Below are 10,606 nucleotides of genomic sequence, written 5' to 3'. Positions count from 1 at the left end.
AAATTTATTAACAAAGCATGATCTAAATTTATAAGAATAAATTTTATATTTTTTTATAGGAATATAATTTAGTATAAATCTCTTTAAATAATTGGATAAAGCATTACTTATTATCATGACAAAATGGCATGGTTTTGGAAGATGCAAAACAAGATTATCGGGAGATATAGGTAAAAGCAATTCTGCAAAAATACAACGTGTGATGACCAACCATACTATTTCCGTCATCAAATCTCTCCAAGAATCTAAACTAATTGATGTTTCTATAGCTATATCTGGTTTAGGGAAAAAAAATTGTAGAAGATGGTCTAAAGAATTAGGAATTAATAAGTTTAATTTACAAGGGAAAGGCTGTTTGGGAGAAAGAATGAAGAGACAAATAATTACCAACAAAAAATTTTGTACTCAAAATAAGATAAAAAATATTATTTTTATTGGAACTGACCTACCAGATTTATGCCATCTAGATTTATTGAATACTCTAAGAGAGCTAAAACAGAATGACCTTATTTTAGGGCCATCTAATGATGGAGGTTATTGGCTAATTGGTTTATCAGAAAAAATAATTTCTAATCATCTAAATTTACCTTTTATCAATATTGGATGGAGTAAAGAAAATGTTCTTCAAAATACAATTAATAATTTTGCATCTATAAAATTGCAACTTAAGTTTTTAGACAAAAAAATAGATATAGATACAATAATTGATATTGAAAATAGAAAGTAATCAACTTGTCTAAAATTTCAATTATCATTCCAACTATCAATGAAGCTAATAATTTACCATTATTGCTTTCAGACTTATCGATCATTAAGAAAGAAGGAGAAATTTCTATTATTGACTGTGGCAGTGAAGACAAAACTATTGATATAGCCAATATTTATGGGGCTAAAGTATATAAATCTAAAGAAAGAAATCGAGGTTTGCAACTAGACATAGGTGCTAAAAATTCAAAAGGAGACTGGCTCATATTTTTACATGCTGACACTAGATTAACTCATGATTGGTTTGCAAAAATAAAATCAGTTTTAAAGGAAGATAATAATTACATTTACTATTTTAAATTTAAAATCAATGACAAAAAGATAATTTACAGAGTCCTCGAGATTCTTGTTAATTTTAGAAGCAAATATTTTAAACAACCATATGGAGACCAAGGTTTAATAATTCATAGATCTATTTATCTTAAGAATAATGGTTTTAGAAAGATTCCTTTAATGGAGGACGTAGATTTCCTAAGGAGATTAAAGAATAAGAAAGATTTAAAGCAATTAAACTTACCTATTTTTACAAGTTCAAGGAAATGGGAAAGAACTAACATTTTTCTCCAAGCACTCAAGAACTGGAACTTCAGAAGAAGATGGTTAAAAGGCGAATCGACGAAATCTATATATTCTGACTACTATAAAAAATAATTAGTTTGCATACCAAAACGCGCACTTAGAGCCTCTTGGTTCTAATATCCAACCTTGTTTCTTGTAAAATGAAACCACTTCCGCATCAGCAAAAAGAGTAACTTTTGTAATGCCAAACTTTTTTAATTCTTTCAGGATATATTTCATTAACGCCTTCCCTAATCCAAGTCCTTGATAAACAGGATTAACAGCTACATCCCACACTGTTGCTTCTAGAATTCCATCGCCAGTGCATCTCGCAAAACCCACTAGCCTAGGAAATTTATCGTCATGGCGCCATAAACCAACCACCAAAACACTAAAATCCAATGCTCTTTTTACTCTTCTTATTGGTCGTCTGCTCCAACCAACAGTTTGCAAAAGTTGATCCAGCTCTATTAGATCTAACTCTTTACTTTTACTACATACGAAAATTTCTTTTTTATTTTTTTGAGTGAATTCATAAGAATCTAAACCATAGATATTTATAAGTACATCTGTCGGTATACTGTTAGATATTTTTATTGATGACCCTTGGTTTCTAAAAATCATTAAAAATTCGCAAATCCTTTTTGTTGAAGCTCAGATAGCTGAAAATACAAACCCTTTTTCATTCTCAATTCATTATGTGTTCCCTCTTCAACTAATGATCCCCCTTTTAAGACTAAAATCTTATCAGAACTTTCAATAGTTGCAAGTCTGTGCGCTATTACCAATGCTGTTCTTTTTGTAAGGATTCTTTCAAGATCTTTCTGCAAAGTAGCTTCTGTAGAAGGATCCATAAACGCTGTAGCTTCATCCATTATCAAAATAACAGGATTTCTAATCGCTACTCGAGCTACCGAAAGAAGTTGTCTTTCTCCAGAAGAGAGATTCCCCCCTCTTTCTCTAAGAAAAGTATTCAAACCTTCTGGTAATTTTTTTAACAAATTATTTAATCCTAATTCTTTACAAAGATTTTCTAATTCAAGATTGTCTATATTCGCACTTAATTTCAAATTATCAGCAACATTTCCACTGAAGATAAACGTATCTTGTAAAACCACTCCCAACATATTTCTAAGTGTGGCGATAGGAATATCTTTTATATTTATATCATCAATTAAAATTTGGCCTGATTGAGGTTCATATAATCTACATAACAATCTAATTATGGTTGTTTTACCTGAGCCAGTTGGTCCTACGAAAGCTACATGTTCTCCTGGATTGATCAAGAAAGATAAATCCTTTAGGATCTGTTCTTTGTCATTGTAGAAGAAATTAACTTTTCTGAATTCAATTTTACCCTTAAATTTATTCTTTGTATTTATGGTATCCTCTGAAAAATGCTTTGCTGAAGGAGAGTCTTTAATCTGAATTTCTTCATCCAATAATTCATTTATTCTCTCAACGGCTGTAAGACCTCCTTGAATCTGAGTAAATCTTTCTGCAAGCTGTCTTAAAGGTTCAAAAAGTCTTTGGGAATATAAAATAAAGGTTGTTAATGTTCCTAACCCAATATTTCCAGAGGTAACAAGATAACCACCTACTGCTAAAACTAATGAAACTGCGGCAAGCGAAATCCACTCTATAAAGGCGGAGATACTGCTGTCATAAAATATTGTTCCATTTACGGCTTTCTTATAAGCGACTCCAGTATTAGAAAATTTCTTGCTATTAAAAGCTTCTCTTCTGAACATCTGAACGACTTCTAAACCTTGAAGATTCTCTTGAAAATCAGAGTTTAGTTGAGATAACTCCTCTCTTACTTGATAATTTGCTCTTCTATAACGTTTTTGAAGCCAAATAATGAAATATGAGACAGGGATTTGAGTCAAGAGCAATAAAATGGCAAGTCCTCTGTCAATTGAAAGCATTGTCAATGAAATCACTATCAGACTAACAAAGTCAGCAATAACTCCAACTGCTCCACTACCAAAAACCTCGGCCAAAGCATCAACATCATTAGTTAATCTCGTTAATAATTTACCAACAGGCATTTTATCGTGATACTTCAGAGACAAAGATATTGAATGTTCAAAAAGTTCTCTTCTTATTCTTGCAGTTAATCTTTGCCCCACCGCTTGGATATTGTAAGTTTGGTATCCTTGCAAAACCAACCTAAATAAAACAGTTATTAAAAGAGTTAAGATTATGGCATTTATTGACTGCCCAAAGAAAGTTTTACTTAGCCAGACATCTGTACTTTCGTTTTTAAGAATAGTAATTGCTTGACCTACTAATAGTGGTTGAATAGCTCCAGAGAAAGATACAGGTAACAAAACTATTAAAATCAAATAGATTGTCTTTTTATCTTTAGTTAAATATTTACCTAACTTTCTAATCCTTCTAAAATCATTAAAAAACATTTAAATAATCTTCTATAAAGAATTAGTCGATTCTATAGATAAAATCGTATCTCTGAGATGATTATCATCCAACCTCATAGATAAAGGATTTCCAATTAGTCTTGCAGTCGAGTAGAAAAGATCATCTATTTTAATTAAACCATTCTCTTTAAGAGTCTTTCCGGTTGCCACCAAATCAACTATTGCCTCTGCCATACCTGTAATAGGGCCAAGCTCTACTGATCCTGTCAAATGAACTATTTCTACAGGTATATTTAATTCATCAAAATAAGATCTTGCTGTTTTTGTGAATTTACTTGCCACTTTACAATTCGCAGGCAGATCAGTTGGTTTTAAATAATTGCTATTGTTTTTAACCGCCAATGACATATGACAACCGCCAAATCTCAAATCAAGTAATTTTGCGACTTTTAAGTCAGATTCTTGTAAAACGTCATATCCAACGATACCTAAATCAGCCTGCCCATAACTTACATAAACAGGAACATCTCCATTTCTCACCAATAAAGCTTTAGCTCGTTTGCAATTTGATTCAAAGGTTAGTGATCTATTATTTTCCTCCAAAGCATTAGAGAAATCTAACCCCGCTCTTCTAAAAATTGAAATTGAATCTTCTAGCAGAGCTCCTTTTGGTAAAGCTATAGTAAACATAGATCAATTTCTTCCAAAGATTCTTTATTCTAAGTTAACAATGGAATTTAATAAAGCTCATAATATAATAGGGCTGAGAGTTTTAAGTGATAATGTCATTTGGTTATGGGAAAAAGATAAATCAGTAGTGGTTATAGATCCATCTGTACACGAACCAGTAATTAGATATATAGATGAAAACAATTTTCAATTGAAAGCTATTTTACAAACTCATCATCATTCAGATCATATTGGAGGGACTAAAAATCTTATTGAAAGATGGCCAAATGTTAAGGTAATTGCTTCTTCCAAGGAAAAAAAAAGAATACCTTTTCAAAATATATCAGTACAGGATGGCGAAATTTTAAATATTTTAGGAGAAGAAGTAAAAATAATTGAAGTATTAGGGCATACAAGCACACATATCGCCTTCTTTTTGAATGGTGACAATCCTATTCTTTTTATTGGTGACACATTATTTTCAGGTGGCTGTGGAAGAATTTTTGAAGGGACTTTTCAACAAATGTACTACTCTCTAACAAGAATAAAGTCATTACCAAGCAATACGCTAATATATTGTGCTCATGAATATACCAAGTCAAATCTATTGTGGGCATTGAATCTCAAGCCTAAAGATAAAGATATAAAAAATAAACTTTTGCAAGTTGAAAAAAAACTTTCTCTTAATGAATTGACAATTCCATTTTTATTAGATGAAGAAATGAAAATCAACCTTTTTTTAAGAGCAAAAAATTTAGAAGAATTTACTTTTTTAAGAGCAAATAAAGATTTATGGGTTTAAATAGATAGATATCATCTTAAACAAATGTCCACAAAGAAAGTAATCCAAACATCTAATGCTCCAGATCCAGTCGGACCTTATAATCAAGCAATAAAAGCTGGTAATTTTATTTATTGTTCTGGCCAAATTGCTATAGACCCAGCTTTAAATGAAATTACATGTTTGGGTGATATAGAGAAGGAGACTATTCAAGTTTTAAAAAATCTCTCAGCTGTTCTTAAAGCTGGCGGAGCAAAGATTGACGATGTAGTGAAAACAACTATTTACTTAACAGACCTAAATAATTTTCAAATTGTCAATAAGATATATAGTGAATTTTTCAATGTAGAAAATCCTCCAGCAAGGGCCTGTGTGGAAGTTTCATCTCTACCCAAAGGAGTCTTAGTTGAAATAGATTGCGTTGCATTTATAGATTAATTTCTAATTATTTAGAAATTTGAAATATGATCCAATTGTGCACCTTATTTGTATAGATTATTAATTGGTAATTCCTATTTGGTCTATGTCAGCAGCAAAGCTTAATATAGATGAATTAGAAGCAGGCTATCCTTTATTTTGTAAAGCTCTTAGACTATTAATTTTAAAAGGCAGTTCAGTTAAAGACATACAAAAGACAGTATGTTGGGGCCATCTTGAAACTTTAAATAGATGTCTACCAGGAAGATATAAAGCGCCAACCTATTTAATGGCTTTAATCAAAAGAGATATTGCCAAGCCCAATAATTTTTAAAAGGGATTAATCTTCTAAATAAAATTTATCTATATCCTTTGAAAAGTCTTTTTCCTTATCAGATGTATTTTGGTTATTTAAAAAAATTGAAAGACTAACAAAATTCTTACCAAAACTGATATTTGGATAGAGATCCTTTTCTTTACATAATTTCTCAATTTTCCCCATGAATTTACTTATTTTTGAGTATTCCTCAAATTCAAATCTTTTTTCAATCCTTAAAGGTGATTCTCTTTTGTTCCACATTAAATTTTTTATTCAGGATTAAGTACACTATACAGTCAACAAAGTTTCTCAATAAGATTTTTAGTTGAAGTATTTAATCATTCTCCCAATAATCAATTATACCCCCAATAGTTAAATCGGTTTGAACTTCTGGATTAGGACAAGCAAATCTCGCAGCAGAGCCACTAGCGGTAAAAACCCAATTACCTTCTCTAGCACCAACAGGATCAACAGCCACTAATTTCTTTCCCTTATTATTTTCCAAAATTCGTAAATTCATATGACCTAAGCCAGCGACTCTTTGAGTACATACCATTCTTCCTAATACTTTCATTATTTCCATAATTTCTACCCTCCTAGTTTTTTGAGTTATTAGGATCCCAATGATCTATTATTCCAACAATCGTTAAATCGCTTGGATAAGATTTGCTTCCCGCAGCTTCTCTAGCGGCAGAACTTCCAACACAAATAACCCAATCTCCTGGCTTACACCCAACAGCATCTACAGCAACCTTACTTGAAGAACCATCCAAGACAACCTGTAGATGTTTATGTTCAAAACCAGGAATCCTATTGGTAGATACAAGTGGTTTAACAACCTTGCAAATCAACATAACTAGTGAGCCTCCTCTGTTTTTTTATCTAAAGACATTCCAATAATTTGGGCGGAATGAATGTTGTCCCTATCTCTAATAGTAGAGCAAGTATGTAACAAACCTTGATCAACTAAATTTTTATATCTAATTGATATCGCATTATTAACTCTTTCACAATCTTTTATTGCTCTCTCTTTTGCACCAGGTACTTTGCCAGAGTAATCAAATCTTATAACTACTGGAATAGGTAAATCTTTTGAAACATTTAATCCAGTAAAAATCTTCACTCCTACATCTAAATCTGGCGCCCCTTCTTCGACAGTATCTAAATGAGAAAAATAAGTTAAATTCCTGAGATGAACTTCTTTGAAACCTATACCAACACCAATAAATCTCTCGGCATGACCTATATCATTATAAGAGCCATTATGAAAATTTTTCACATAATCAATTTGAGAAATATTATTAATAACTAATTTATATATAAACTTTTCTATTCCTTGGAGTTTATCCTTTGAAGATTGCTGAGAAATTATCTGACATATTTCTCTCTCACCATCATCTTTAGAAAAGTTTATTGTTGAGTTATAAATTTCTAAAGTAGAAATAGTTTTTTCTAAATCTATATTGCCATCACTAGTTGTCAAATGTATTTTTAGTGAATCAGTGTCTGTATCAAGTCCAATTAACATTAAATCCACAGAGGCTCCGCAGCAAAAGCTATTCTCTACAGCCTCTTTAAAAGCATAGAGTTTATTTCTACCTTCTTCTGCAGCTAACTTGTCATTACTACCATGAGCTGCACATCCCTGATGCAAAGGATCTACAGAACTAAAATGATAAGTTACAACTTTTAAGTATCTAGTATCTTTATGAGCTTCATTAGGGATATTCTCTCTATATCTTTTATGTTCAGTTTTCACCCATCTATTTACTGTATTTTCAATGTCAAAAAGTGCGCCAGCGTGGGATCTTCTTCTTACTGAACTAAAAGGTATTCTCATAACATATGCGACTGAATGAGCCAATCGCCCATCTGAACAAGGAGTTATATCAAGTAAATGTATTCCACAATCTAAAAGAAATTTTTCAAAGTCTTGCGCACTTCTACTTCCAGCGGCACCTTCAAGTGGATCATTGTTAAAAAAATTATCGCTAAGTTTCTCATGCTGTTTGAAAGCGCACCATGCATATAAAGCTCTCATATCAAGAGGTTTAACCCAGGATTTATCTAATACATGAAGAGGTAAATCTATTCCAAGATTTTTTCTAGATATTGTCTGAGCCTTATTTATAAAATCTTCATGATGTTGTATTCGGGCAATTTCCTTAAGTGTTGGAACAATTTCGTCAAAATCACTTTTTATTTTGCTTTCATACTTAAATAGATTTTCATTTTGAATATTATTAGTTAATTTGTGAGACTTTCCAAAATCTTGAAAATTATTTGATTCTCTAGTTTGTATATGGATATTTTCCGTAAAAGTTTTCATTGGAGCTGTTGGCCCCAATGTGAAGTTCTTGGCTTTAGCCAGTCCTCTTAAAGGCATTATTTACTTAACCTCTTGCACCACCTGAAAAGGTAACAAGTTGTCCTTCACGAGTATTCCCACTAGATCCAGTTATCAAGAAATCTGGTTGTTCTACATCCTCATTTCTTTTAACCTCTAAAGGAGGCATTGCGCTATTAAATCCTGCTCTTGATGGATTTCTCTTTCTTGAAGAAGCTCCCTCTGTACCTGTTACCTTATCACCACGATCCCAATCATCACCAGTTACGTTTCCCACTGATTGTCCTTCACCAGTAATCCTAGATGCAACTCTTTTTTCAGGTGTATTTGCAGCACGATCTGCCTCTTCAATTTCCATTTTTTGTTTATACGTAATATTTTTATTCGGTTCAAATCTAAATTTTTCAGTACCAGTGACCTTATCAACTGCCATATCAAAAGGTCCTGTTACCTTTGAACCATTTTCATATTCATTACCGGTAACACCTTGAGTATTTTTTTCAGAATATTTGTCTCTTGATGGTGATTGAACAGAGAATTCGTTCCAAGAATTACCCGCTGACTTTTCCGGATTCGCATAGGCAGTATCATGTAAGAGATTATCACAAGTTTTTGAGAGCTGATCTCCACCAACATAAGGAGTCCCTGTTAGATTCTTACAAGCACCTTTCCTAGCACCTGTCATTACTCCACCAATACCTGGTTGCTGTCCTGTAAGTCTTGCATTTGAATTATTTCCAGAATTAACTTTTGCTCTAGATTTCATATCTTCAGAAATCTCAGTACTACAATTTTCATTAATCTGATCTAACCCAGCGTATGGTGTTCCTGTTAAAACTTTGCATGAACCTGGTTCATCTCCAGTTACGATTTTTGATCTTCCTGTCATAGTCCCACTTATCAAATTAGACTTTGATGAAAGGCTTAAACCTACTTTTCTAGCTTCAGGCTTTGGTTTTGATCCACAAAACTTCTCATATTGTTGAGATCCTATATACTCATCACCAGTTATATTTTTACAACTTCCATGTTCATTACCTGTCATATGATCTGATCTGCCTACACCTGTACCAGTAACATTATTCCCATTAAGAGTGTTGTAACTCCCTACTTTTTCAAATGCTTTGCCTTGTGGATTTGGCTCAGAGCCAAGATATTGATCTCCTGTTAACTGATGCCCAGAACCTGATTCATCTCCAGTAACTAGGGTTGATCTACCAGGGAGAGATCCAGATACTTTTAAACCGTCGGTTGTAGTACTGTGTTTAACCTTTGAAGGATTTTTTGGAATATCACCACAATACTTCTGTGATTGATTAGCAGATATATATTCAGTACCTGTAAGGTTTTTACAAGTTCCTGGCTCATCTCCTGTGACCCTCTCAGATCTACCAACTTCGTTCCCAGTTACTTTATTACCTGATGTTGTTGCCGTAACAGTAGATCTAAGTGGTTGTTTATAACTTGGTCTATCTTGACAAAATTGATCAGCTACTTCTGCTCCCATATATTGTGTACCAGTAACTGTTCTGCATGTACTTGCTTCGTTACCTGTTGTTTTTACAGATCTATTAGCTTGAGTTCCAGTAACTATTTGACCTGAATCAGTTTCACTTGTGCCAACTTTCCAGCTAGCATCAGCAATATTTTGTTTGGCTCCATTTTTATTTGGACCACATGGTCTACATTTACCATTTCCTTTTTTACCTGTTGCACCAGTTTTACTTCTTAGCTCTCTTACTCTCTGAGAAATTTCTCTACTACTTAAATCTGGATCTCCCCTTCTAGCTAAAGAAGCGGCACTAGTATTTTGTTTAGATGCTGATTTACCATGCTTAGATTGAGCTTCTCTTCTCGCTAAAACAATATCTCTACTTGTATTAGTAATAGGCTTTCTCTTCTGTTTAATTCTTCTTTTGACATTTGGTTTTGATGTTTTAATTTCTGTATTATGTGAATTTTGAACTTCTTGATTTTTATTTATGGTTGATTTAACTGTATTTACAGGAATTTCTTTTTTAACATCCGTGCGAGTTCTGTCGGATGAACTTATAGCAGATTTCCCATGGGTAGACATTGCCTTTCTTCTCTCTATTACTAACTCTTTACTAGATAAAGTTGTTGAAGAAGACTTTCTACTTACCTGAGTTTTTGGAATATGTTTTGTGGCTGGCTTAGAAATATTTTGCTTACTAGGAGAAGACTGAGTCCCAGAAATTTGTATATCTTGAGAAGATCTAACTCTATCTTTAGTAGTTGAAGAATAGGCAGCAGCTTTTTTACCGCTATCACTCATCGCCTTTCTTCTTTCTAGTGCAATCTCTCTACTGGATTTTTTTGACATAATCTTCAAATTTGAAACTCTTTAA

13 protein-coding genes are annotated in these 10,606 nt (G+C 32.7%); 5 read left to right on the top strand and 8 right to left on the bottom strand.

From position 1 onward, the window contains the following. Nucleotides 1-115 precede the first annotated feature (115 nt). Both SOI86_RS09675 and SOI86_RS09670 read left to right on the top strand, forming a co-directional pair. A complete protein-coding gene (locus SOI86_RS09675) occupies nucleotides 116-727 on the top strand; it encodes a TIGR04282 family arsenosugar biosynthesis glycosyltransferase (RefSeq protein WP_320681594.1) in 612 nt (203 codons plus the stop codon). A gap of 5 nt (nucleotides 728-732) precedes the next feature. Then, nucleotides 733-1,416 (top strand): TIGR04283 family arsenosugar biosynthesis glycosyltransferase, encoded by a 684-nt coding sequence (locus tag SOI86_RS09670; RefSeq protein ID WP_320681593.1) that lies wholly within the window; start codon nucleotides 733-735, stop codon nucleotides 1,414-1,416. On the opposite strand, the gene SOI86_RS09665 is transcribed toward SOI86_RS09670, so the two are convergent. The 3 genes from SOI86_RS09665 to hisG are packed head-to-tail and all read right to left on the bottom strand — an operon-like array spanning nucleotide 1,417 to nucleotide 4,394. Continuing rightward, complete coding sequence (locus SOI86_RS09665; RefSeq protein WP_320681592.1) at nucleotides 1,417-1,947, bottom strand: GNAT family N-acetyltransferase; 531 nt, start codon at nucleotides 1,945-1,947, stop codon at nucleotides 1,417-1,419. It lies immediately after the preceding gene. Beyond that, on the bottom strand, nucleotides 1,947-3,743 hold the full coding sequence (locus tag SOI86_RS09660; RefSeq protein WP_320681591.1) for an ABC transporter ATP-binding protein: 1,797 nt from the start codon (nucleotides 3,741-3,743) through the stop codon (nucleotides 1,947-1,949). Before SOI86_RS09660 ends, SOI86_RS09665 begins: the two co-directional genes overlap by 1 nt. A gap of 12 nt (nucleotides 3,744-3,755) precedes the next feature. Then, a complete protein-coding gene (gene hisG, locus SOI86_RS09655) occupies nucleotides 3,756-4,394 on the bottom strand; it encodes an ATP phosphoribosyltransferase (RefSeq protein WP_320681590.1) in 639 nt (212 codons plus the stop codon). Nucleotides 4,395-4,434: 40 nt separating this feature from the next. Between hisG and gloB the strand changes: the two genes are divergently transcribed. The 3 genes from gloB (at nucleotide 4,435) to SOI86_RS09640 (ending at nucleotide 5,905) form a co-directional block, all read left to right on the top strand. Continuing rightward, nucleotides 4,435-5,175 carry a hydroxyacylglutathione hydrolase gene (gene gloB / locus SOI86_RS09650; protein WP_320681589.1) on the top strand — a complete coding sequence of 247 codons (741 nt, stop codon included), beginning with the start codon at nucleotides 4,435-4,437 and terminating at the stop codon, nucleotides 5,173-5,175. A gap of 24 nt (nucleotides 5,176-5,199) precedes the next feature. After that, complete coding sequence (locus SOI86_RS09645; protein WP_320681588.1) at nucleotides 5,200-5,592, top strand: RidA family protein; 393 nt, start codon at nucleotides 5,200-5,202, stop codon at nucleotides 5,590-5,592. Between the two features lie 85 nt (nucleotides 5,593-5,677). After that, nucleotides 5,678-5,905, top strand: coding sequence for a DUF3136 domain-containing protein (locus tag SOI86_RS09640; protein WP_320681587.1), 228 nt, complete (start codon nucleotides 5,678-5,680; stop codon nucleotides 5,903-5,905). Between the two features lie 6 nt (nucleotides 5,906-5,911). Here SOI86_RS09640 and SOI86_RS09635 read toward each other — a convergent pair whose 3' ends face one another. The 5 genes from SOI86_RS09635 to SOI86_RS09615 all read right to left on the bottom strand — a co-directional run bounded on the left by SOI86_RS09635 (nucleotide 5,912) and on the right by SOI86_RS09615 (nucleotide 10,581). Continuing rightward, complete coding sequence (locus SOI86_RS09635; RefSeq protein WP_320681586.1) at nucleotides 5,912-6,151, bottom strand: hypothetical protein; 240 nt, start codon at nucleotides 6,149-6,151, stop codon at nucleotides 5,912-5,914. A 73-nt stretch (nucleotides 6,152-6,224) separates the two neighbouring features. Next, nucleotides 6,225-6,473 (bottom strand): carboxysome peptide B, encoded by a 249-nt coding sequence (locus SOI86_RS09630; protein WP_209083155.1) that lies wholly within the window; start codon nucleotides 6,471-6,473, stop codon nucleotides 6,225-6,227. 13 nt (nucleotides 6,474-6,486) lie between these two features. Next, complete coding sequence (locus tag SOI86_RS09625; protein ID WP_320681585.1) at nucleotides 6,487-6,744, bottom strand: carboxysome peptide A; 258 nt, start codon at nucleotides 6,742-6,744, stop codon at nucleotides 6,487-6,489. 2 nt (nucleotides 6,745-6,746) lie between these two features. Continuing rightward, complete coding sequence (locus SOI86_RS09620; RefSeq protein WP_320681584.1) at nucleotides 6,747-8,276, bottom strand: carboxysome shell carbonic anhydrase; 1,530 nt, start codon at nucleotides 8,274-8,276, stop codon at nucleotides 6,747-6,749. Nucleotides 8,277-8,283: 7 nt separating this feature from the next. Continuing rightward, a complete protein-coding gene (locus SOI86_RS09615; RefSeq protein WP_320681583.1) occupies nucleotides 8,284-10,581 on the bottom strand; it encodes a CsoS2 family carboxysome shell protein in 2,298 nt (765 codons plus the stop codon). Nucleotides 10,582-10,606 lie beyond the last annotated feature (25 nt).

Origin of the sequence: Prochlorococcus sp. MIT 1314, assembly GCF_034093315.1 — a bacterium.
In the GTDB taxonomy this organism is placed as follows: Bacteria; Cyanobacteriota; Cyanobacteriia; order PCC-6307; family Cyanobiaceae; genus Prochlorococcus_A; species Prochlorococcus_A marinus_Y.
Note: the sequence above shows the minus strand (reverse complement) of the source record. Positions and strands in the feature narration are given on the sequence as shown.